This window comes from Streptacidiphilus sp. MAP12-20 (assembly GCF_041262525.1).
Lineage (GTDB): Bacteria > Actinomycetota > Actinomycetes > Streptomycetales > Streptomycetaceae > Streptacidiphilus.
The window spans coordinates 52,373-74,191 of record NZ_JBGCCK010000012.1 but is presented as its reverse complement, the minus strand read 5'-3'; the positions used below and the strand labels follow the sequence as shown (position 1 = coordinate 74,191).

Annotated in this window: 25 protein-coding genes; 8 read left to right on the top strand and 17 right to left on the bottom strand. The window is 71.6% G+C overall.

Features of this window, described 5'->3' with window-relative positions:
• The first annotated feature begins 144 nt into the window (after positions 1–144).
• Positions 145–1,446 carry a histidine kinase gene (locus ABIA32_RS18110; protein ID WP_370096322.1) on the top strand — a complete coding sequence of 434 codons (1,302 nt, stop codon included), beginning with the start codon at positions 145–147 and terminating at the stop codon, positions 1,444–1,446.
• The gene (locus ABIA32_RS18105; RefSeq protein ID WP_370096320.1) at positions 1,443–2,087 is read left to right on the top strand and encodes a response regulator; all 645 of its coding nucleotides are present in this window, start codon (positions 1,443–1,445) and stop codon (positions 2,085–2,087) included. Before ABIA32_RS18110 ends, ABIA32_RS18105 begins: the two co-directional genes overlap by 4 nt.
• 47 nt (positions 2,088–2,134) lie before the next feature.
• Here the strand turns inward: ABIA32_RS18105 and ABIA32_RS18100 are convergent, their stop codons facing one another.
• The 12 genes from ABIA32_RS18100 to hisI all read right to left on the bottom strand — a co-directional run bounded on the left by ABIA32_RS18100 (position 2,135) and on the right by hisI (position 11,674).
• Entirely contained in the window at positions 2,135–3,001 is an 867-nt protein-coding gene (locus ABIA32_RS18100) for a DsbA family protein (protein ID WP_370096318.1), read from the bottom strand.
• Positions 3,002–3,057: 56 nt separating this feature from the next.
• A complete protein-coding gene (locus ABIA32_RS18095; RefSeq protein ID WP_370096316.1) occupies positions 3,058–3,531 on the bottom strand; it encodes a MauE/DoxX family redox-associated membrane protein in 474 nt (157 codons plus the stop codon).
• Positions 3,532–3,609: 78 nt separating this feature from the next.
• A complete protein-coding gene (locus tag ABIA32_RS18090; protein ID WP_370096314.1) occupies positions 3,610–4,464 on the bottom strand; it encodes a DsbA family protein in 855 nt (284 codons plus the stop codon).
• Between the two features lie 194 nt (positions 4,465–4,658).
• The gene (gene trpA / locus ABIA32_RS18085; RefSeq protein WP_370096312.1) at positions 4,659–5,468 is read right to left on the bottom strand and encodes a tryptophan synthase subunit alpha; all 810 of its coding nucleotides are present in this window, start codon (positions 5,466–5,468) and stop codon (positions 4,659–4,661) included.
• Positions 5,465–6,694 carry a tryptophan synthase subunit beta gene (trpB, locus tag ABIA32_RS18080; RefSeq protein WP_370096310.1) on the bottom strand — a complete coding sequence of 410 codons (1,230 nt, stop codon included), beginning with the start codon at positions 6,692–6,694 and terminating at the stop codon, positions 5,465–5,467. Before trpB ends, trpA begins: the two co-directional genes overlap by 4 nt.
• Positions 6,695–6,764: 70 nt before the next feature.
• The gene (gene trpM / locus ABIA32_RS18075; RefSeq protein WP_370096308.1) at positions 6,765–6,950 is read right to left on the bottom strand and encodes a tryptophan biosynthesis modulator TrpM; all 186 of its coding nucleotides are present in this window, start codon (positions 6,948–6,950) and stop codon (positions 6,765–6,767) included.
• Positions 6,951–7,162: 212 nt separating this feature from the next.
• Entirely contained in the window at positions 7,163–7,969 is an 807-nt protein-coding gene (gene trpC, locus ABIA32_RS18070; RefSeq protein ID WP_370096306.1) for an indole-3-glycerol phosphate synthase TrpC, read from the bottom strand.
• A gap of 163 nt (positions 7,970–8,132) precedes the next feature.
• Positions 8,133–8,564: a DUF2752 domain-containing protein gene (locus ABIA32_RS18065; protein WP_370096304.1), complete on the bottom strand. Its 432-nt coding sequence runs from the start codon at positions 8,562–8,564 to the stop codon at positions 8,133–8,135.
• A 100-nt stretch (positions 8,565–8,664) separates the two neighbouring features.
• The gene (locus ABIA32_RS18060; protein WP_370096303.1) at positions 8,665–8,913 is read right to left on the bottom strand and encodes an HGxxPAAW family protein; all 249 of its coding nucleotides are present in this window, start codon (positions 8,911–8,913) and stop codon (positions 8,665–8,667) included.
• Positions 8,914–8,983: 70 nt separating this feature from the next.
• Complete coding sequence (locus tag ABIA32_RS18055) at positions 8,984–9,712, bottom strand: TIGR02234 family membrane protein (RefSeq protein WP_370096301.1); 729 nt, start codon at positions 9,710–9,712, stop codon at positions 8,984–8,986.
• On the bottom strand, positions 9,709–11,277 hold the full coding sequence (locus ABIA32_RS18050; protein WP_370096299.1) for an anthranilate synthase component I: 1,569 nt from the start codon (positions 11,275–11,277) through the stop codon (positions 9,709–9,711). The genes ABIA32_RS18055 and ABIA32_RS18050 overlap by 4 nt, the downstream gene beginning before the upstream one ends.
• 19 nt (positions 11,278–11,296) lie before the next feature.
• Positions 11,297–11,674, bottom strand: a complete 378-nt coding sequence (gene hisI, locus ABIA32_RS18045; protein WP_370096297.1) for a phosphoribosyl-AMP cyclohydrolase — start codon at positions 11,672–11,674, stop codon at positions 11,297–11,299.
• Positions 11,675–11,693: 19 nt separating this feature from the next.
• Between hisI and ABIA32_RS18040 the strand changes: the two genes are divergently transcribed.
• Both ABIA32_RS18040 and ABIA32_RS18035 read left to right on the top strand, forming a co-directional pair.
• A complete protein-coding gene (locus ABIA32_RS18040) occupies positions 11,694–12,653 on the top strand; it encodes a helix-turn-helix transcriptional regulator (protein WP_370096296.1) in 960 nt (319 codons plus the stop codon).
• Positions 12,654–12,912: 259 nt separating this feature from the next.
• Positions 12,913–14,220 carry a DNRLRE domain-containing protein gene (locus ABIA32_RS18035; RefSeq protein WP_370096294.1) on the top strand — a complete coding sequence of 436 codons (1,308 nt, stop codon included), beginning with the start codon at positions 12,913–12,915 and terminating at the stop codon, positions 14,218–14,220.
• A gap of 37 nt (positions 14,221–14,257) precedes the next feature.
• Here the strand turns inward: ABIA32_RS18035 and ABIA32_RS18030 are convergent, their stop codons facing one another.
• Entirely contained in the window at positions 14,258–15,016 is a 759-nt protein-coding gene (locus ABIA32_RS18030; RefSeq protein WP_370096292.1) for a VOC family protein, read from the bottom strand.
• A gap of 168 nt (positions 15,017–15,184) precedes the next feature.
• On the opposite strand from ABIA32_RS18030, the gene ABIA32_RS18025 reads away from it, so the two are divergent.
• Entirely contained in the window at positions 15,185–15,751 is a 567-nt protein-coding gene (locus tag ABIA32_RS18025) for a hypothetical protein (protein ID WP_370096290.1), read from the top strand.
• Positions 15,752–15,896: 145 nt separating this feature from the next.
• A complete protein-coding gene (locus tag ABIA32_RS18020) occupies positions 15,897–17,615 on the top strand; it encodes a carbohydrate binding domain-containing protein (RefSeq protein WP_370096288.1) in 1,719 nt (572 codons plus the stop codon).
• A gap of 70 nt (positions 17,616–17,685) precedes the next feature.
• On the opposite strand, the gene ABIA32_RS18015 is transcribed toward ABIA32_RS18020, so the two are convergent.
• Positions 17,686–18,021, bottom strand: a complete 336-nt coding sequence (locus ABIA32_RS18015) for an antibiotic biosynthesis monooxygenase (protein ID WP_370096286.1) — start codon at positions 18,019–18,021, stop codon at positions 17,686–17,688.
• A gap of 63 nt (positions 18,022–18,084) precedes the next feature.
• Between ABIA32_RS18015 and ABIA32_RS18010 the strand changes: the two genes are divergently transcribed.
• Positions 18,085–18,717 carry a TIGR03085 family metal-binding protein gene (locus ABIA32_RS18010; RefSeq protein ID WP_370096284.1) on the top strand — a complete coding sequence of 211 codons (633 nt, stop codon included), beginning with the start codon at positions 18,085–18,087 and terminating at the stop codon, positions 18,715–18,717.
• On the opposite strand, the gene ABIA32_RS18005 is transcribed toward ABIA32_RS18010, so the two are convergent.
• On the bottom strand, positions 18,692–19,894 hold the full coding sequence (locus ABIA32_RS18005; RefSeq protein ID WP_370096282.1) for a helix-turn-helix domain-containing protein: 1,203 nt from the start codon (positions 19,892–19,894) through the stop codon (positions 18,692–18,694). The genes ABIA32_RS18010 and ABIA32_RS18005 overlap by 26 nt on opposite strands.
• 123 nt (positions 19,895–20,017) lie before the next feature.
• Between ABIA32_RS18005 and ABIA32_RS18000 the strand changes: the two genes are divergently transcribed.
• Positions 20,018–20,623 carry a DinB family protein gene (locus ABIA32_RS18000; RefSeq protein ID WP_370096281.1) on the top strand — a complete coding sequence of 202 codons (606 nt, stop codon included), beginning with the start codon at positions 20,018–20,020 and terminating at the stop codon, positions 20,621–20,623.
• Positions 20,624–20,630: 7 nt separating this feature from the next.
• Here ABIA32_RS18000 and hisF read toward each other — a convergent pair whose 3' ends face one another.
• Positions 20,631–21,404 (bottom strand): imidazole glycerol phosphate synthase subunit HisF, encoded by a 774-nt coding sequence (gene hisF, locus ABIA32_RS17995; RefSeq protein ID WP_370096280.1) that lies wholly within the window; start codon positions 21,402–21,404, stop codon positions 20,631–20,633.
• Positions 21,401–21,808 carry a RidA family protein gene (locus tag ABIA32_RS17990; RefSeq protein ID WP_370096279.1) on the bottom strand — a complete coding sequence of 136 codons (408 nt, stop codon included), beginning with the start codon at positions 21,806–21,808 and terminating at the stop codon, positions 21,401–21,403. The genes hisF and ABIA32_RS17990 overlap by 4 nt, the downstream gene beginning before the upstream one ends.
• Positions 21,809–21,819: the final 11 nt, after the last annotated feature.

The window sequence follows — 21,819 nt, the reverse complement described above, 5'->3', positions numbered from 1 at the left end:
ACGGGTCGTGCGGTTGGGCTGACGTTCCCCACTCTCGCGAGAATCGGCCCGCCTTCCATCAGGGAGAAGGTCGGTCTCGAATCAATCGAATGGTTGATGCCGCAGCCCGCCCCGGCGTCGGTGGCGGGACGTAGGGTCGATGCCGTGACCAGCACCTCCCCCACCGAGAGCGACCCGGCGAGCTCCCCCGCGCTCCGGCTGATGCGGGTCGCCCTGCCGGCGATGTTCTATGTGCTGCTGATCATCGGTTCGATCGGCGTCGGGGCCCCGGCCTGGACGATGGGCGCGGCCCTGGGGCTGGCCTACGCGGCCGGCGGGCGCTTCGCGCGTCCTGACACACCCCGCTGGGCCACCCTGGCCTGGCTCGGCCTGGTCACCGCGCTCTGGGTGGGGCTCGCCTTCCTCGCTCCTTCGGCGGGGTACGTCGCCTTCCCGCTCTACTTCCTCTACCTCCACCTGCTGCCGCCGCGCTGGGCGCTCCCCTGGGTGGCGCTGCTCACCGCGGTGGTGGTCGCCGGGCAGTCCACCACCGTCGGGGGTCTGACCGCCGCGAAGGTGATAGGGCCGTGCGCGGGCGCCGCCGTGGCGGTGCTGACCGCCTACGGCTACGCCGGCCTGTACCGCGAGAGCCGGCGCCGCCAGGCGCTGATCGACGATCTGATGCGCACCAGGGACGAGTTGGCCGCCTCGCAGCGCGAGGCGGGCATGCTCGCCGAGCGTCAGCGCCTGGCCAGGGAGATCCACGACACGCTGGCCCAGGGCCTGTCCAGCATCGTGCTGCTGGCCCGCACCGCGGAGTCCGCGTTGCCGCCGGATGCCGAGGTGGCGGGCGAGCGGGTGCGCGAGATCGGTGCGACGGCGAGCGCGAACCTCGCCGAGGCACGCCGCTTCGTCGCCGCGCTGACACCGCCCTCGCTGCAGGACGCTTCCCTGTCGGACGCACTGCGCCGGGTCTCCGCGGGCTACGGCCCGGTGCCCGCGGTCGCCTTCCATCTCGACGGCGAGCCCTACCCGCTTCCGGTCGAGGCCGAGGTCGCGCTGCTGCGACTGACGCAGGAGGCGCTGGCCAACGTGCGGCGGCATGCCCACGCCGCCCGCGCCGCCGTCACCCTCTGCTACCTGGACGACCAGGTGACCCTGGACGTCTTCGACGACGGCGTCGGTTTCGACTCCGAAGCCGCACCGAGCGCCGACGCCGAGCGCCCTCGCTTCGGCCTGCACGGCATGCGCGAACGCATCGCAGGTCTCGGCGGCAGCCTCACCATCGAGTCCGCCCCCGGCGAGGGCACCGCCGTCGCTGCCGCGATCCCGCTCACGGCGCTGGACGCGCCGACGCCCGCGCCCGTCCGGCCGGAACCAGTCCCGCACGCGACCGAGGCGCCGTACGCCCCCACCGACGCCCCGCCACCGTCCCCGGCCCGCACCGCCATTGAGCAGCCGCTGTGATCACCGTCCTGCTTGTCGACGACCACCCGGTCGTGCGACGCGGGTTGCGCGCCCTGCTGGAGGAGCTGCCCGAGGTGGAGCTGGTCGGCGAGGCCGGTGACGGGGCCGAGGCGCTCGCGCTCCTGGAGCGCCTCGAGGCTGAGGGCCGACCGCGTCCCGACGTCGTGCTGATGGATCTGCAGATGGGCTCCGGCATGCACGGGGTCGAAGCGACCCGTCGGATCACCGCTCTGCCGCAGCCGCCCGCCGTGCTGATCCTGACGACGTACAGCACGGACGCCGACATCCTCTCCGCCGTCGAGGCGGGAGCGACGGGATATCTGCTCAAGGACGCCCCGCCCGAGGAGTTGGCCGCCGCCGTCCGCGCCGCGGCCAAGGGCGAGACGGTGCTCGCGCCGCCGGTCGCCGCCCGGCTGCTCGGCCGGGTCCGGGCCGGGCGGCCGATGCTGTCGCCGCGCGAGACGGAGATCCTGGAGCTGGTCGCCGAGGGGCTGGCCAACCGTCAGATCTCCAAGCGGCTCTTCATCAGCGAGGCCACCGTCAAGACGCACCTCGTGCACGTCTACGACAAGTTGGGCGTCGACAGCCGCACCGCCGCGATCGCCGCCGCACTGCAGGCGGGGCTGATCCGGCCCAGGTAGTCCTGGGCCGGATCAGCCCCGGATCAGCCCCGCGCGAACGTCAGTACTCAGGAGCCGCTGGGGCTCGGGGCCGGGCTGTTGTGCGCGGTCGGCGAGGCAAGCGCCTCGGCGCTCGCCGAGGGGATGCTCGCGGGCTGCTTGCCCTTGTTCGCCGCGTCGACCCACTTGATCAGGTTCGCCGGGGAGATCTGCTCGTTGTTGTAGGTCGGGTAGGCCGAGGTGCCGTTCAGCAGCACGGTCGGGGTCGAGGTGTAGCCGGACTTGTCGAAGTCGGACTGCACGGCGGTGACCCAGTTGCCGAAGCTGTTGTCGTTGACGCAGGACTCGAAGGTCGGCGTGTCCAGGCCCGGCACCTGCTTGGCCAGGCCGATCAGCACGGTCTTGTTCGCCCAGGCGTCGTCCGTCTCCTGCGGCTGGTTGGCGTAGAGAACGTCGTGGTAGTCGTGGAAGAGTCCCGCGTTCTGTGCGCAGGCGAGGGCGTTCGCGCCGTTCTTGGAGCCCTTGCCGCCGTCGTGGCGGTCGATGAACGACGCGATGTGGTACTGGACCTGGATCTTGCCCTGGCCCAGCAACTGGTTGACGGTGGTCTTCATGCCCGACTCGAAGCTCTCACAGGCCGGGCAGCGCGGGTCCTCGTAGATCGTCAGCGTGGACGGGGCGTTGCTCGCACCGACCGGGATGAGCAGCTTGTTGTTGCCGACCGCGCCCGCGGGGGCGTCCTTGGCCGCGTCGTATCCGCTGGAGCGGTTGCTCTGGATCAGGATGCCGACCACCACGGCCACCACGATCACCGCCAGTGCCACACCGATGGCCGCCAGTTGGCGCACCTTTCGGGCCTTCGCGTCCTGCTTCGCCCGCTCCTCCAGCATCTTGGCGCGGGCGCTGCGCTTGCCGTCGTCGTTCTTCTGACTCATCAGGCTCATCTGTTCATTTCCGACTGTGCGGACCGATGGGGGGCTACGGGGACTGCTTACGGAGACGACGGGGCAGGGAGCGGGTTCAGCCAGTTGTCGAGCGACAGCCGGCTCCTGGGTCGCCAGGCCAACCAGCCCGCCAGCAACAGGAATGCGCAGTCGCGCAGGATCTCCTGCCAGTAGGCGGTCCGGGAGGCGGCCACCGCCCCGCCGCCGCCGAAGCAACCGCAGTCGATCGAGATCCCCCGGGCCCAGACCGAGGCGATGGCGCCGATGTAGACGAGCAGCATGAGGCCCGAGACGATCGCCGCGATCCGCGTGCCGAGACCGACCAGCAGCAGCAGCGCGAGCGCGATCTCCAGGAAGGGCATGCCGTAGCCGATCGGCTTGACCAGCGCCTCCGGCAGGATCCGGTAGACGCGGACCGCCTGCGCCGCCGCCTCAGGATCGGAGACCTTGGCCAGGCCCGCCCAGGCCCAGACGACCGCCAGCGCAAGCCGCACAGCCGTGCTGATCCAGGCGGTGATCACCGGTGCTCGTCTCCCTGCTGCGGCAGATCCGTCATCAATACGGACTAATCCTGCCTTATGCTGCTGAACTGGCATGCGTCATTCTCCGCGATTCGCCGCATTCTGCACGAAACTCTGGAGCGCGCTCGGGCTCTCCAGGAGTTCGGGCCGGGTGCCGAGGTCGACCTCACTGCCGTTCAGCAGCATCGAGGGAGTGCCGTGGTGCACCCCTGCGGTGTCGTAGAGGTGCTGCGCCGCGTCGACCCAGGGCCTCCAGTAGAGCGTGCGGACCTCTGCGTCGAAGGCGGGTGAGCGCAGGCCCGGTACGCGGGAGGCGAGGCCGAGCAGCCGCTGGGGCGTGAACCCGTCCACCTCCTCGGGCCCCTGATTGGCCAGCAGCAACGCATGGAGCAGCGGAAATCCGCCGTGCGCGAGCGCGGCGCGGGCGGCGTTCGTCGCGAACAGCGCGCCCGGACCGGGCAGGCGTTCGTCGAGTGATGATTCGATGAGGTAGTGGACGAGCACGGCGTGGCGCGCGATCAGCGCGCGCAGCGTCGGGCCCTGCCGGGCCTCGAAGCGGGCCGTCTCGGAACAGCGGTAGTCCTCGAAGAGGGCGAGCTGGACCGGCGCGTCGGCGTAGCCGACGTCGATGGCGACTCCGTCGTCGTCCAGCCGCGCGGGGAGCGCGAGCGCGGCGGCCCGGTCGGGCACGTCGTAGAAGACCGGGCCGGGCAGGGGCTTCGGCTTCGCCGGGGCGGGCTTGGGATTCGACTGCGACGGCTTCGGCCGGGGATGGTGGGCCGTCGCATGGTGCCCGCTGTGGTGGTGATGGGCCCGCTGGGCGTCGGCCGCAGCGATGGCCTGGTTGAGCGTGGACTCCGTCGCCATCGCCGCGGTGAGCGCGACGGCGGCGACAGCGGCCCTGACCACCCTGGCGCGATGGGGACTTGGCACGGGGGCTCCTCGGCGTCACGACGACACGGACGTGGCGCGGCTGCGCACGCCACCTGCCGGATCATGAACGAGGACGACCGGCACATGACAGCCCGCCACGCGCCCGGTCACCGAAACGAGTGAGGCTTCATCGCACCGGAACGAACAGAAGAGGGGCGCGAGCCGAAGCCCGCGCCCCTCTTCCCCACACCTGCCTACCGCTTGCGGACGCCCTGCGCGAGCTCCGCCGCCAGCTCACGCACGGCCGCGTAGCCGGCCTGCTCCGACGGCGCGTCAAGGATGCGCTGCACGAAGGCCGATCCGACGATCACCCCGTCCGCGAAGGCCGCGACCTCCGCCGCCTGCTCGGCGTTGGAGACGCCGAGGCCGACGCAGACCGGCAGATCGGTCGTGGCGCGGGTCCTGGCCACGAGGTCCTCGGCCAACGAACCCACCTGCGCGCGGGTACCGGTGACCCCCATGACCGCCGCCGCGTAGACGAAGCCCGTGCCCTTGGCGGTGATCAGGGCCAGCCGCTGGTCCTGGCTGGACGGCGCGACGACGAAGACCGTCGCCAGCCCGTTGGCCTCAGCAGCTGCCAGCCACTCCTCGGACTCCTCGACCGGCAGGTCCGGCAGGATGCAGCCCGCTCCGCCCGCCGCCGCAAGGTCCGCGGCGAAGCGCGCCTGGCCGTAGTGGTCGACCGGGTTCCAGTACGTCATGACCAGCACCGGGACGGTCGGGTTGGCGGTCGTCACCTCGCGCACCGTCGCCAGCACGTCCTTGGTACGGATGCCGGCGCGCAGCGCGATGTCGTCCGCGGTCTGGATCGTCGGGCCGTCGAGCACCGGGTCGCTGTGCGGCAGGCCGATCTCGACGACGTCCGCGCCGCCGTCGATCACGGCCTGCACGGCCTGCGCCGCGCCCGCGATCGAAGGGAAGCCGGCCGGCAGGTAGCTGATCAGCGCGGCGCGATTCTCGGCCTTGGCGGCGGCGAGGGTCTCGGTCAGCGATGCGTTCGTCACTTGGTACCCCCGGTGGCGCTGTTGTCGTCGAGCAGACCGAAGTACTCGGCGGCGGTGTGCATGTCCTTGTCCCCGCGGCCGGAGAGGTTGACCAGGATCACCGCGTCCGGGCCCAGCTCGCGGCCCAGCTCCAGCGCGCCCGCGAGCGCGTGGGAGCTCTCGATCGCCGGGATGATGCCCTCGGTGCGGGAGAGCAGCAGCAGCGCGGCCATCGCGTCGGCGTCCGTGCACGGCCGGTACTCGGCGCGCCCGACGTCCTTGAGGAAGGCGTGCTCCGGGCCGACGCCCGGGTAGTCCAGTCCGGCGGAGATCGAGTGCGACTCGATCGTCTGGCCGTCCTCGTCCTGCAGCACGTAGGTGCGCGAACCGTGCAGCACGCCCGGGTCGCCCTTGGTGAGCGTGGCGGCGTGCCTGGGCGTCTCGACGCCCTCGCCGGCCGCCTCGATCCCGATCAGGCGCACGGCCGCGTCCGGGATGAAGTCGTAGAACGCGCCGATCGCGTTCGATCCGCCGCCGACGCAGGCCACGACCGCGTCGGGCAGCCGGCCGACCCGCTCCTGCACCTGGACCCTGGCCTCCTGGCCGATGACCCGGTGGAAGTCACGGACCATCATCGGGAAGGGGTGCGGCCCGGCGACGGTACCGAAGAGGTAGTGCGTGGAGTCGACGTTCGCGACCCAGTCACGGAACGCCTCGTTGATGGCGTCCTTGAGTGTGCGGCTGCCCGACTTCACCGGTACGACCTCGGCGCCGAGCATGCGCATCCGAGCGACGTTCAGCGCCTGACGCTGGGTGTCGACCTCGCCCATGTAGATCGTGCAGTCCATGCCGAAGAGCGCCGCGGCGGTCGCGGTGGCGACGCCGTGCTGGCCGGCGCCGGTCTCGGCGATCAGGCGGTTCTTGCCCATCCGCTTGGTGAGCAGCGCCTGGCCCAGCACGTTGTTGATCTTGTGCGAGCCGGTGTGGTTCAGGTCCTCGCGCTTGAGCAGGATGCGAGCGCCGCCGGCCTCCGCGGAGAAGCGGTGAACGTCGGTGAGCGGGCTGGGACGGCCGGTGTAGTCCTTCAGCAGGGCGGCGAGCTCGGCGGCGAAGGCGGGGTCGGCCTTGGCCTTCTCGTACTCGTCGGCGACCTGTTCGACGGCGGCGACCAGCGCCTCCGGGATGAAGCGTCCGCCGTACGCGCCGAAATAACCGCGCGCGTCGGGGAAGGATGTCACGTCGGACATGGGTGTTCCCTTGGGGATGTGAGCTGACGTGGGCAGGATGCACGGAGCCACGCGCTCACGCTGAGGAGGCTCAGCGCCGCGCGGTGACTCGCGTCCCCCGCTGCCATCGGCGGCCCGGCACCTGGCCCGGCTCCGCGCCGATGACGTAGCGCACGCGGCGCCCCAAGACCCGCCGGGCGGGCGCACGGCAGCCGCGCGGCTTGCAGCCGCGCTGGAGGCCGGCGTAGCCGGGCTGCTTGATGGTCTCGGGACTCACACGAGTGATCCTAGCGTTAGATGCACACTGCTGCGGGCGCGGGGAACTGCTTACAGACGGGTCAGTTGCAACACCTCAGGGGCGCGGGGAACTGCGCGACAAGCCACCCTGTGCGGATGGTCCTCAACGCGCAGGGCCATCCGCACCGGGTGGTTTCTCGCGCAGTTCCCTGCGCCCCTACAGGTGAGTGCGACTACCTCGCGTGCGAAGAGTTACCGTCCGTGCCGGAGGGCGGGGTGCGCGCCCGCGGCGACGAGGTCGGCGACGGCGGACTTGGGGTCCTTGCCGGTGACCAGGGATTCGCCGACCAGGACCGCGTCCGCGCCCGCGTTCGCGTAGGCGATGAGGTCGTGGGGGCCGCGGACGCCGGACTCGGCGACGCTGACGATCCCGGACGGGATCGCCTGCGCCACGTTGGCGAACGTGTTGCGGTCGACCTCGAGGGTCTTGAGGTTCCGCGCGTTCACACCGATGATCCGCGCCCCCGCGTCGACCGCGCGGGCGATCTCCTCCTCGTCGTGGACCTCCACCAGCGGGGTCAGTCCGATCGACTCGGCGCGCTCGATGAGCGAGATCAGCGCGGGCTGGTCCAGCGCGGCCACGATCAGCAGGGCCAGGTCGGCGCCGTACGCGCGGGCCTCCCACAGCTGATAGGCGGTGACGATGAAGTCCTTGCGCAGCACCGGGGTGTCCACCGCCGCGCGGACGGCCTTGAGGTCGGCCAGGGAGCCGCCGAAGCGCCGCTCCTCGGTCAGCACGGAGATCGCCGCCGCGCCGCCCGCCGCGTAGTCCGCCGCCAGCGCGGCCGGGTCCGCGATCGCGGCCAGCGCGCCCTTGGACGGGCTGGAACGCTTGACCTCGCAGATGACCGCGACGCCCTCGCCGCCGAGTGCGGCCACGCCGTCCTTCGCCTCGGGGGCCTTCGCTGCCAGCTCCTTGAGCTCGTCCAGCGATACCCGCGACTGACGCTCGGCGAGGTCCTCTCGGACTCCGGCGATGATCTCGTCGAGCACGCTCACTCGGGGGCCCCCATTCGTCGGGTCGGACTGCTCCGGCTTGCCTCGGCCTCCGACATACGTCGGATTCCAGTGTTCGATGACCTGGCTCGATGGTATCCGTCCGACTACACAGACCCCGCATCGAGAGCTGCCCGGTCTCGCTGGCCGGACAGGTCGCCGCTGCTCACGGCGCGAGAAACGCGCCGGTGGGAAGGTTGCGCAGGATGGTGAAGGCGACCACGACGGCGAGGACGAGGAAGATCCCCGGACGGCCCAACCGCACCCCGGGACGCGGCAGTCCGCGCGCGGCGCGGACCGCACCGAGCGCCCAGAAGCCCGCCAGGAACGCGCAGCCGGCGACGCCGAGTGAGTTGTCGTGCAGGGCCCCGGCCAGGTCTCCGCGGGTGAGCGCGTGGACGGCGCGCAGGCCGCCGCAGGCGGGGCACCACCAGCCGGTCAGCCGCAGGAACGGGCAGACCGGATAGTGGCCGGGCCGGTTCGGGTCGACGGCGCCGACGTACGCCGTGGCAACGGCGGTCGCGCCGAGCAGCGCCAGGGGCGCGGCGAGCCCCCGTCCGCGCGATCGGGACGCAGGGACGGAGGCAGGAGCGGTCATGCCCCGATTCTCATCCGAGCACGGCGACGGATCCGGCAGGGACACAGCCGCCGTCGAGAAAATCGAACTCGGACTCAAGTGAACTCGGTCCGGAGTGAACTCAGACCGAGGCGCCCGAGGTCACCGTCTCCTTGGTGACGGAAACCGGGTGCGCGGCCGGCTTCTTGCCGAAGCCCGCGGCGGACATCAGCTTGCCGACGACGGCGCCGGCGGCCGAGAGGACCAGGCCGACGGCGACGAGGACGGGGCTGGGCATGACCATCGCCACGCCAGCCAGCATGAAGCCGAGGAAGGAAACCGTGACGCCGGTCCAGGCGGCGGTGGTGTGTCCGTGGGCGTTAGCCGACATTACTGCTCCTAGTTCTAGGCCTCCCCCGCGCGGGAGAGCTCATCTGGTCCATTGTCCCGTATTGCCGAGGTCAACTCGCAGTGGGGTCCTCGCCCCGGTCCAGAGCCTTCCAAAGATCTGCCGGTGTCTGCGTCACCGCAGGCCGTGCGGCGCGCCGTGGACCCGCCTTCTCCGCGCCACCGGTCGGTGCGTCGTAGCGGGCGGACATGCCCGGCCAGGCGCGTCCCTTCACGACCGTCAGCAGCCCGGCTGCCGCCAGCAGCACGCCGCCGAGGGCGGCCAGCCAGGGCCAGGCGGAGTGCGTCACCGCGCCCGCGTGCATGTCGGCCAGGCCGACCGAGCGAGCAGCCTTCTCGTCCAGCGCGCGGCTGCCCGAGCCGAGCGCCGCCGCCATGGCCGCGTAGGCCGCGCCCGCGCCCGCCAGCGCGACGAGCGCGCCGAGCAGCGCGCGCGCCTTGCCGCGCACCGCGAAGACCGCGACGACCGAAGCGAGACCGACCAGCGCCATCGCGCCCGGCAGCGCGGTGACCTGGCTGCCGCTCGCGCTGAGCGACCTGGTCACGCCCTGCGCCTGGACCTGGCCGCTGACCCAGCTCTGTCCGGCCGCGACCAGCAGCAGGGCCGCGCCCAGCACCGAGAGAAGCAGGGTCGCCGCCAGGCTGCGGCGGTCCGCCTTCGTCCGGGACGCGGCAGGCTGCGCGACGGCGGGCTCTTCAGCGGCAGCAGGCTCAGCGGCAGCGCGCTCGGCGGCAGCGCGCTCGGCGGCAGCGGGCTCGGCGACGGGCTGTTCGGGGTTCACCGTTCCAGTGTGCCCTGCGGCGCCGCCCCGGCCGGACGCAGGGTCGCCGCCGAGGCGATCGCGCGCAGCACGGCCGCGGCCTTGTTGCGGCACTCGGTGTCCTCGCTCTCCGGGTCCGAGTCCGCGACGACGCCCGCGCCCGCCTGCACGTAGGCGCGGCCGTCGCGGATCAGCGCGGTGCGGATGGCGATCGCGGTGTCGGAGTCGCCGGCGAAGTCGAAGTAGCCGACGCAGCCCCCGTAGAGGCCACGCCTGGTCGGCTCCAGCTCCTCGATGATCTGCATGGCGCGCGGCTTGGGCGCTCCGGAGAGCGTGCCGGCCGGGAAGCAGGCGGTCAGCACGTCGAAGGCGGTGCGGTCGGCGGCGACCTTGCCGGTCACCGTCGAGACGATGTGCATGACGTGGCTGTAGCGCTCGACCGTCATGAAGTCGACGACCTCGACGCTGCCCGGGGCGCAGACCCGGCCCAGGTCGTTGCGGCCGAGGTCGACGAGCATCAGGTGCTCGGCGCGCTCCTTCGGGTCGGCCAGCAGTTCGGCGGCGAGGTCGGCGTCCTGCTCCGGCGTCGCGCCGCGCGGCCTGGTCCCGGCGATCGGGTGCACCATCGCCTCGCCGTCCTCGACCTTGACCAGCGCCTCGGGGCTGGAGCCGACCACGTCGAAGGGCTTCCCCTCCGGGCCCGAGGCGGCGAAGCGGAAGAGATACATGTACGGGCTGGGGTTGGTCGTGCGCAGAACGCGATAGACGTCGAGGGCGGAGGCCGGGCAGTCGACCTCGAAGCGCTGCGAGGGCACGACCTGGAAGGCCTCGCCCGCGCGGATCTTCTCCTTCACGGCCTCGACGGCCGCGCGGTAGGGCGCGCCGCCGAAGGGCGAGACGGCGTCGACGGCCGCGACCGGGGAGAGCGTGGCCGCGCCCGCCTCGGTCGGCTCGGCGAGGTCGGCGGTCATCGCGTCGAGGCGGGCCACCGCGTCGGCGTAGGCGGCGTCGACGCCGGTGGGCCGGTCGTCGCGGTTCACGGCATTGGCGATCAGCAGGACGGAGCCGTCGGTGTGGTCCAGCACGGCGAGGTCGTCGGCGAAGAGCATGGTCAGCTCGGGCAGGCCGAGGTCGTCCGGGGCCAGCGTGGGCAGTTTCTCCAGGCGGCGGACGATGTCGTAGCCGAGGTAGCCGACCAGCCCGCCGGTGAACGGCGGCAGCTCCCCGCCGCGATGCAGGTCGCGCGGCCCGCGCAGCGCCTCGATCGTGGCGCGCAGCACCTGGAGCGGGTCGCCCTCGGTCGGCACGCCGACGGGCGGCGTGCCGATCCAGCAGGCGTTGCCGTCCGCGTCGACGGTCAGCGAGGCGCTGCTGCGGACGCCGACGAAGGAGTAGCGCGACCAGTGGCGGCCCTGTTCGGCGCTCTCCAGCAGGAAGGTGTTCGGCCGCTCCCCCGCGAGCTTGCGGTAGACGCCGACGGGCGTGTCCCCGTCGGCGAGCAGGCGCCTGGTCACCGGGATCACCCGGCGGTCCACGGCGAGCTTCCGGAAGGTGTCGAGGTCGGGGGTGACGCTACCGCTGGTCATGCCCCGGAAGCGTACCGGCTCAGGAGCCTGTGATCAGGAGCTGTCCGGCGTCGAAGCAGGTGCGGTCGCCGGTGTGGCAGGCGGCGCCGACCTGGTCGACCTTGACCAGCACGGTGTCGCCGTCGCAGTCGAGGGCGACGGACTTGACGAGCTGCAGGTGGCCGGAGGTGTCGCCCTTGACCCAGTACTCGGCGCGGCTGCGGCTCCAGTAGGTGCAGCGGCCGGTGGTGAGGGTGCGGTGCAGGGCCTCGTCGTCCATCCAGCCCATCATCAGCACCTCGCCCGTGTCGTACTGCTGGGCGATGGCGGGGACGAGCCCGTGCGCGTCGCGCTTGAGTCGCGCCGCGACGGCGGGATCGAGGGCGGTGGTGTTCGGGAGGGCAGGAGAGCTGGACATGGCACCTATTGTGCCAAGCATGCGCGCCGGCCGACTCGTCTCGATCATCCTGCTGCTCCAGAACAGCGGGCGGCTGACCGCAGCCCAGCTCGCGGAGGAGCTGGAGGTCTCGGTCCGGACGATCTACCGCGACGTCGAGTCCCTGCACGGCGCGGGCATCCCGCTGTACGGGGACGCCGGGCACCGCGGCGGCTACCGGCTGCTCGACGGCTATCGGACCCGGCTGACCGGGCTCCACCCGGGCGAGGCGGAGGCGTTGTTCCTCTCCGGCCTGCCGGGGCCGGCGGCGGAGTTGGGACTGGGGTCGGTGCTGGCGGCCGCGCAACGGAAGGTACGGGCGGCGCTGCCGGCCGCGCTGGCGGAACAGGCCGGCCGAGTACAGGAGCGGTTCCACCTGGACGCGGCGGGCTGGTACGCGGAGCGCGACGAGACGCCGTTCCTGGCGGAGGTCGCCGACGCGGTGTGGAACTCGCGCGTCCTGCGGGTGCGTTACCGCCGCTGGAAGGAGCCGACCGATGTCGAGCGGCGCTGGGAGCCGTACGGGCTGGTACTGAAGGCGGGCCGCTGGTACGTCGTGGCGGGGCCGGGTCCTTACGCGTTCCGGGTGGACCAGATCCTCGCACTCGAAGCCGGCGAGGAGTCCTTCACGCCGCCGACGGATTTCGACCTGGCCGGGTGGTGGCAGCTCTATCAGGCGGACTTCCACGGCCGCCTCCACCGGGCGGACGCGACGGTCCGGCTGGCGCCGGCCGCGGTCCCGCGCGTCACGGGCTCGGCGGCACGGGCCCTCGCCGAGACGGGCACGCTCGAGCCGGACGGCTGGACCCGCGCGGTCCTGCCGATCGAATCCGTCGAACACGCCTGCCGCGAGTACCTGGCGTTCGGCCCGGACCTTGAAGTCCTGGACCCACCGGAGCTCCGCGCGATGCTGGCGACGACGATCCGAGCCATGTTGGCCCACTACGAGTCAGAACTATAGGAACGAAGGGTAGTTGCCATCACCTCACCTAGGTCGGAGCCGATGCTCGCGTTGGGTGTGTCGCGTCCGACCGGTCCGTGCGCCCGGCCGGGGCGAGTGGCGCGGTGTCCGTGGGGCTTGGTAGGTTCCGGCGCGCCGTGCGCATGCGGAGGGGTTCTGTATGCGCGAGAGATCTGGCCTTGGGGTGGGCATGCGGGCAACTTCGGGAGACAACAAGGCAGTCGGTGGTGCACGACGGCGCAGAGGGATCGGCGCGCTGGTGGCGGGGCTTTCGTGGTGGCAGGCCGTGCTGGTGCTGGCGCCGCTGCCGCTGATCGGAATGGGCGGCGCGGTCGGCGGCTTCGTCGGTGGCACGGCGGCGGCGGCGAACGGGGCGTTGGCCCGGCGCACCCAGTTCGGTGCGGGGATCACCGCGCTGGCGATGAGCACCGTGAGCCTGTTCGCCTACGGCCTCTACTTCATTCTCGCCGGCGCGCTCCTGTCGGTGTTCACCTCCTCCCAGCAGACCTCGGCACCTCTCGGCGGCCCGATCGTGGCCACAACGGCGGCCTCCCCCGCGCCCTACCGGACGCCACCGCCCGTCCCACAGTGGAAGGCCGTGCCTGCAGGCGTCGTCGCGAACCAGCCGAGCGTCATCAACGCCACAGGAGCCGCGCTGACCTGGTCCGCGTACGTGAACACCACCGGCGACGCCCCTTACGACGTAGCGCGGTACGAGGTCTACCGGAGCACGCCCAACCAGGACCTCGCCCAGTCGCCCGGCGAGCTGGTGGGCACCGTCCGCAGCGACAGGACCAGCTTCGTCGACACCGGCGCACCCGCCCGGACCGGCCCGCACGACGGGATCTACAACTACCTCATCGGCGTGCGGACCAGAGCGGGAAAGCTCATTCAGGGCCCGCCCCTGCTCGTGCAACTCCCCATGCCGGGCCGAACAGAGCTCGCGATCCAGGCTGCCGCGGCCGATACGATCGCCTCCGGACAGCCGAACGCCGTCGCGAACACGGTGCTGGCCCAACGCTCCTCGAAGCAGCTGGAAATCGGCCCCGACGAGGACCTCGGTCTCGGCATCACCCGCCTGGTCTTCGGCTTCGGCCCGCTCGCCGCGCTGCCCAGGGGCGCGGCCGTGGTCGAGGCGCACCTGAGCGTGTGGCGCACCAGCGGCGGGAACTATCCGGATCAGTGCACCTTGTACACGTTGAGCCGTTCCTTCACCGGCGCCCACGTGACGTGGAACAGGGCCTCGGCCGGAACCACGTGGGCCCGTCCGGGAGGTGACTACACGGCCCCCAGCGGGCGCGTGTCGGCGTTCGATCCGAGCAACGGGCGCAGCGACTTCGACGCGACTGCGGCCGTGCGCGACTGGATTCGCGACCCGGGATCCGAGCACGGGCTGCTGCTGAAGGCCGACACGGAGTCGGTTCGGACGGCCCCGCTTCTCAACGGGTTCTACGTGTCCATCGGCGGCTCGTACCCGGCGTACCCGGCGTCGGAATCCCCGGAGCTGTACCTCACCTACACGGGTGCCTCGCCGACCGTGGCGGCAACGGCGACGACGTCGCCGTGACCCGCGCTCGGCGGGACGGTGACGGCGGAGAGCGTCGTCAGGGCCGCGGGTCGGGACGGGGCGCGAGGACACAGAACTCATGGCCATCCGGGTCCACCAGGCACGTCCACGGGACGTCGCCCTGGCCGAGGTCGAGGTCGGTGGCGCCAAGGGCTCGCAACCGGGCCACCTCCGCCGACTTGTCGTCACCGGGGTAGGGCAGCAGGTCGAGATGGACGCGGTCCGGAACGGTCTTCACGGCGGGCCTGCGAATGAACTCCAGGTACGGGCCGACTCCCTGGGCGGAGCGGAACGTCGCGTAGTCGTCGGTCGCCTCGTGCAGGGTCCAGTCCAGCGTTTCGCCCCAGAACCGCGCCATCTCCCGCGGATCCACGCAGTCGACCACCACCGCGGCGATCGGCCCGGTGTCCCGATAGACCTCCCGAGGCTCCAACACGCAGAACTCATTGCCCTCGGGGTCGGCCAGCACCGTCCACGGCACGTCGCCCTGGCCCACGTCCGCGGGCCTCGCGCCGAGAGCTTGCAGGCGCGCGACCAACTCAGCCTGGTGGGCCGCAGAGGTCGTGGCGAGATCGAGATGCACACGGTTCTTCGTGACCGTCTTGGGCTCCGGGACGGCAACGACATCGACGCAGACGGCCGCCGGGTCCGGCCACACGAAGCCGCCGCCGGGTTCGACATTGGTCACGCCGGGGCCCTCGCTGGAAACGCTCCAGCCGAGCGCCCCCGCCCAGAACCGGCCGATCGCCGAGTCGTCGAGGGCCTTGATGTTCACCTGAACCGGTCGCAGTGGCATACCGGGGATCCTACGAGCATTCAGGCGGGTGCAGGTGACCGGGCAGGGTCAGGTCTCGCACCGCAGCCGGCACGTGGGTGGAGTCGGTGCGCTGGGCGGTGCGCTCGCGGACCAGTCCTGTTGAACGTGGTCTGTCGCGTGCGCGTCGCAGCGGGCATGCTGGGGCGCATGGGGATCGGTGGGGGGTTGCGGAAGCTGCGGGAGTCGCGGATCGCGCTTGCGGCGACGTTGATCGGCGTGATCGCGGCAGTCGTGCTGGTGTTGGTGCTCGCCCTGCAGGAGAAACCGCCGAAGGCGGTCGCGAAGACCGCGCCCTCGCCCACGGCTTCGACCACGCCGACGCCCAAGCCCAGCCCCACGCCCACCCTGCCGAACACCTTCGCCTACATCTCGCTGCAACCCGGCGACTGTTTCGACTCCCCCGCGTTCACCCGCAGTCTGAAGGTGCTGACCAAGCGCGCCTGCACCGATCCGCACGACGCCGAAGTGGTCCAGCTGGCCACCCTGCCGGACGGGCTCGCCGACTACGCCGCCGTCGTGCACCAGTCCCTGACTCTCTGTCAGCCGCTGGACGCCGCCGCTTACCGCAAGCAGAGCATCAAGAAGCTTCAGTACTACGAGCTCTACCCGAGCTTCGCGGACTACCAGCACGGCGGCCGACACACCGTCACCTGCGCACTGTCCGGCGGTAGTTATCTGGGATCGCAGAAGCTGCTCGCGCCGCTGGCGCGCTAGCGGCGCGCGCTCGCGGCAATTTGGTCTAGTCCTCTTGACGCGGACCCGCCCACGCTGTTTGGTATCTACCAACGCCAGGCCTGAGCGGAACAACACGCCCCCACATCCCCCACGCCCGACGGGCATCCCGGAAGGGATCACTGTCATGCACGTGGCACGATTTGCCGCCTCCGCCTGCGCACTCGCGCTCGCGACCGCCGGCGCGGTCGGCACGCTGGCCCCCACCAGCAGCGCCGCAGCGACCAGCGTCTACTCCGTCGCCCCCTACGTCGACATGTCGAACGGTCAGGAAGGCCTGCTCGACACCGCCATCACCGGACATCAACTCAAGGCCTACACCGCCGCCTTCGTCCTCGGAGAGGGCTGCAACCAGATCTGGGGCGACACGCTCCCCATCGGCGCCGACTCCTACACCGACCCGGAGATCGCCAAGGCCAAGGCCGAGGGCGCCTCGGTCATCATCTCCTCCGGCGGCGCGAGCGGCGAGGCGCTCGCCTGGACCTGCTCCACGCAGAGCAGCATCGACGCCGGCTACCAGGCCATCATCAACGACTACGGCGTCACCCAGCTCGACTTCGACATCGAGGGCGCGGCCATCGCGGACACCGCCGCGGCGGCGCGCCAGATGCAGGCGATGAAGGACCTCAAGGCGAGCAACCCCAACCTGCGGTTCTCCATGACGATGCCGGTGCTGACCAGCGGTCTCACCAACGACGGTGTGAACGTCCTCAAGGCCGCCAAGAACGCCGGCATCAGGATCGACGTGGTCAACATCATGACCATGGACTACTACGCGGGCACCGGCACCGAGATGGGCCAGGGCGCGGTCTCCGCCGCGCAGGCCACGCTCGCGCAGATGCAGTCCGTCGACCCCGGCTACACCTATGCCAACCTCGGCATCACCCCGATGATCGGTAAGAACGACGACGGCTCGACCTTCACCCTGGCCGACGCCCACACTGTCGAGAGCTTCGCCGCTCAGAACAGCGTGGGCCGACTCGCGTTCTGGTCCGTCGACCGGGACCAGCCGTGCAGCGGCAGCGCGAACTCGCTGTCGACCTGCAGCGAGATCAGCCAGAACAGCCTCGCCTTCACGGACGCGTTCGTCCCGTACGAGGGCAGCTCGGGCGGCGGGGGTGGGGGCGGTGGCGGCACCAGCGACTTCTCGTTGACGGTGTCACCGGGCTCCGCCTCCGTCGCGCAGGGCGGCTCCGCCACCGCGACCGTCTCCACGGGCGTCACCGCCGGCAGCGCCGAGAGCGTCAGCCTCTCCGCCTCCGGCGCGCCCTCCGGGGTCAGCGTCTCGTTCAGTCCTGCCTCGGTGAACTCCGGCAGCAGTTCCACGCTGACCGCGACCGTCGGTTCCGCCGTCGCGGCGGGCACCTACCCGATCACCGTCACCGGAGCCGCGACCACCGGCAGCCACACCGCCACCTACTCCCTCACCGTCACCACCAGCGGCGGCGGGGGCGGGGGCGGCGGCGGCTCGCTCACCAACGCCGGATTCGAGACCGGCAGCCTCGCCCCCTGGACCTGCCAGTCCGGCAGCTCCGTGGTCAGCAGCCCGGTCCACTCCGGCAGCCACGCCCTCCAGGTCACGCCCAGCTCCAGCACCACCGGCGAGTGCGACCAGACGGTCACCCTCGCCCCCAACCACAGCTACACCCTGACCGGCTGGGTCCAGGGCCCCTACGCCTACATCGGCGTCAGCGGCGGAGCCAGCGCCAGCACCTGGTCCAGCAGCAGCAGTTGGAACCAGCTGACGGTGAGCTTCAGCACCGGCAGCAGCGGCACCGTCACCGTCTTCGTCCACGGCTGGTACGCACAGGCCAACGTCTACGCGGACGACTTCACCCTCAGTTAGGCAGGCACCGCGTCACGTCCGCGGCGCTCCACCCACCTGGGTGGAGCGCCGCCGGCGTCGTATCGGAGGATCAGCCCTTCGGTCCGGCCTGCTGGACCACCTCGAAGGACCACAGCGTCGATCCGGACGCGGCCGGCTTCGGCGCGCCGCCGCCCTCCCCGCCAGCGGCGCCGCCGCCCCCGTGCGCGGCCTGCATCGAGCCGGACATCCACGCCTGGAAGTCCTCCTCACTGCGCCAGCGCGTGTAGACCAGGTACTGGTCGGTTCCCTCCAGGGGGCGCAGCAGCTCGAACCACTCGAAGCCGTCGGAGTTCTCCACCGCGCCGGCCCGCGCGGCGAAGCGCTTCTCCAGGGTCTCGGCCATCTCCGAGGAAACGGTGAGTGCGTTGATCTTGACGATGCTCATGAACCCATCCTGCCAGCCCCGGCCTTGTGTCCCTGCCGGGCACCGCGCCGTACGCTTGGCCGCATGTCGAATCTGGGACGCCGTGAGCGCCTGCTGCTGGCGGATCTGCTGGAGAGCGTCGGCCCCGAGGCGCCGACGCTGTGCGAGGGCTGGACGACCGCGGATCTCGCCGCGCACGTCGTCGTGCGCGAGCGCCGGCCGGACGCGGCCGGCGGGATTCTGTTGAAGCCGCTCGCCGCGCGGCTCGCACGGGTTCAGGCCGAGTATGTCACCAAGCCCTACTCGGAGCTGGTCGAGGCGATCAAGGTGGGGCCGCCCGCCTACTCGCCGTTCCGGCTGCCGGGCGCGGAGGACGCGGGGAACACCGTCGAGTTCTTCGTCCACGGCGAGGACGTGCGGCGCGCCCAGCAGGACTGGTCACCCAGGGTCCTGGACCAGGAGTTGAGCGAGGCGCTGTGGAAGCGGCTGGCCGCGATGGCCAGGATCAACGGCCGGCGTTCGCCGGTCGGCCTGGTGCTGCGCCGCCCGGACGGCCAGACGGCGGTGGCCCGCAAGGGCACGCCGGTGGTGACGGTCACCGGGCAGCCGGGCGAACTGCTGCTGTTCGCCATGGGCCGGCAGGCCCACGCGACAGTGGAGTTCGAAGGGCCCGAGGACGCGATCGCGCAGGTCATGGCGGTGAAGTTCGGCCTCTGAGGGCGATCTCGAGCTCGAAGCGGGCATCGGCGTCCCCGAGCGCAGGGCCGAAGAGGCGCTGCAGCTGGTGCAGCCGCTGACGCGCCGTCTGCGGATGGATGCCGAGGCAGGCGGCCACGTCGGGTGCGCTGCCGCGGTTGGTCTGGAGCCAGGCGAGCAGCGTCTCGCCGAGGCGGTGTCGCTGTTTCGGCGTCAGGCCCTCCAACGCGCGCAGGCGGCGGGCGGAGATCAGCCGGACCAGGACCGGGTCGGCGAGGAGCAGCAGGTCCGCCAGGCGGCGCTCGCAGTCGACGGGCTCCTTCCAGCCCTCGGGATGCCTGGCCTCCAGTCGGGCGCGCAGGGCGCGGGCCCAGCGCAGCGAGTCGCCCGCCTGCTCCGGCGGCACGACGGGACCGACGACGGCCCGGCGCTGCTCCAGCAGTGCACGGACCTGGCCGTCGCGCAGGTAGAGCGAGGGCTCGGGCACGATCATGAAAGGCTCGGGGCCGTCGAGTTCGGCGAGGACCAGATCGGGCAGGCCACGTCTTCGCGGCTCGGTGGGACGGGGTGGGCCCGGCGGCGGTTCGTCCGGCGCGAGCGCGACGGCGCACAGGTCCCATGGCAGCGGCCAGTCGGCGAGCGTGGCGGCGGCCTCCAGGTCGGGGCGGCGCGCGCCGCGTTCGAGCAGCCCGATCAGCTGTGAGCGGGAGCGGCCGAGCGTGCCGGCCTTGTCGGCCTGCGCCCGGACGTAGCCCTGAACGGAGGCGGCGGCGAGCTCGTCGATGTGCGCGAAGATCGCCTCGGCGAGCACGACGAGCTGCTCGGTGCCCAGTCCCACCCGGCGGGCGGCCCGTGCGTAGCGGCGCCAGGCGACGCGCGCGCCGAGCCGGTAGGCGGCCTGCAGCGCGTCGAGGCTGCGGCCCTCGGCGAGTTCGCCACGACCGAGCGCGCGGTAGACGCGCAGGCGTGCGGGATTCTCGGGCCGGGCGCCCTCGATGAGGTCGGTGAATTCTGCGAGTGCGGTCTCCACGCCGTGCTGAATTCCGGCGCCGAACTTACCTGCGAGCGGCCGCGAGAATTCGGGCACCTGGCGCCTGATCTCCCCGATGATCTCCGCCGCGATAGTCGGCTGCTCCTTGCGCAGTTCTGTCGCCAGCGACCTGGGCAGCGCGCTCCATGGCCCACTCAAGCCCGCCACCTCCTAGGTTACCGGCCAGTATGGAGCGATGTTACCGACGGGTCAACGAAGACGCGGCGACCGATACAGCGTGACCAGTCCGATCATCGGTCAGGGCCGTGCGCCGTCTGGCAGAGTGTCGGCATGATCGATTCGAAGCCGAAGGCCGTCCTGCTCCGCTATCTCCAAGCCGCCCGTGACGCCATGGTGTGGAAGCTCGACGGGCTCTCCGAGTACGACATGCGACGCCCGATGACGCCGACAGGCACCAACCTGCTGGGGCTGGTCAAGCACCTCGCGGGCGTGGAACTGGGCTACTTCGGCGAAGTCTTCGCCCGCCCGTTCTGGGAGGGTCCGGTGCCGTCCGCCTTCACGGCCGACGCCGAGCCGAACGAGGACCTGTGGGCCACCGCCGACGAGTCGCGCGAACAGATCGTCGGCCTCTACCAGCAGGCCTGGAAGCACGCGGACGCCACGATCGAGGCCCTCGATCTCGACGCCCGCGGCGAGGTGTGGTGGTGGTCGGAGGAGCGGCGCGAGGTGACGCTGCACCAGATCCTCGTGCACGTGACCGCCGAGACCCAGCGGCACGCCGGCCACGCCGACATCCTCAGGGAGCTCCTCGACGGAGCGGCCGGCATCCGTCGTGGCAACGACAACATGCCCGAGGGCGACGCGTCGTGGTGGGAGGACTACCGCGACCGCGTGGAGCGGGCCGCCCGCGAGGCCGGCGGCCGCGAACTCGCGTGACCGTCCGTCAGAGCCGGACCGGGTGGCCCGACTCGCGCAGGGACTCCTTCACTTCGGCGATCGTCAGGTCGCCGAAGTGAAAGACGCTCGCCGCCAGGACCGCGTCCGCGCCGGCGGAGACGGCGGGGGCGAAGTCGGCGAGCTTGCCCGCGCCGCCGCTGGCGATGACGGGGACGGTGACCGACTTGCGGACGGCGGTGATCAGCTCCAGGTCGTAGCCGTCCTTGGTGCCGTCCGCGTCCATGGAGTTGAGCAGGATCTCGCCCGCGCCGAGCTCCGCCGCGCGCTCGGCCCACTCCACCGCGTCGATGCCGGTGCCGGTGCGACCGCCATGCGTGGTGACCTCGAAGCCGGAGGCAGTCTCGGTGCCCTCCTGCGTGCGGCGCGCGTCGACGGAGAGGACGAGCACCTGGCGGCCGAAGCGCTGGGCGATCTCGCGGATCAGCTCGGGACGGGCGATGGCTGCGGTGTTGACGCCCACCTTGTCCGCGCCCGCGCGCAGCAGCTTGTCCACGTCGTCGACCGTGCGCACGCCGCCGCCGACCGTCAGCGGGATGAAGACCTGCTCGGCGGTCCGCCGCACGATGTCGTAGGTCGTCTCCCGGTCGCCCGACGAGGCGGTGATGTCCAGGAAGGTCAGTTCGTCTGCGCCCTGGGCGTCGTAGAGCTTGGCCAGCTCGACCGGGTCGCCCGCGTCGCGCAGGTTCTGGAAGTTGACGCCCTTCACCACCCGCCCGGCGTCGACGTCCAGGCAGGGGATCACGCGGACCGCGAGGGTCATGTCGGGAGCTCCAAATTCTTCTTGTACGCGTCCACCTCGACCTCGACCGACATCCGCGAGTCGACCAGGGCGCTGATGACGACCATCGTGCAGGCGGGACGGACCTCGCCGAGGATGTCCCGGTGGGCCCGGCCCACCTCGTCCGTGTCACGCGCGTGCGTGACGTAGAGCCGGGTGCGGACGATGTCCGCGCGGGAGAGACCGAAACGGGAGATCGCGTCCAGCGCGACGCCGAAGGCGGCGACGGTCTGGTCGTAGGGGGAACCCTCGAACCGGACCGAGCCGTCGTCCCAGGCGGTGCAGCCGGAGACGAAGACGAAGTCCCCTATCGCGACGGCACGTGCGAATCCGTACTGGTCCTCCCAGGGGGAGTACCCGCCCACGTGCCGCCGATCCTGCGTCATCCCGTGACCTC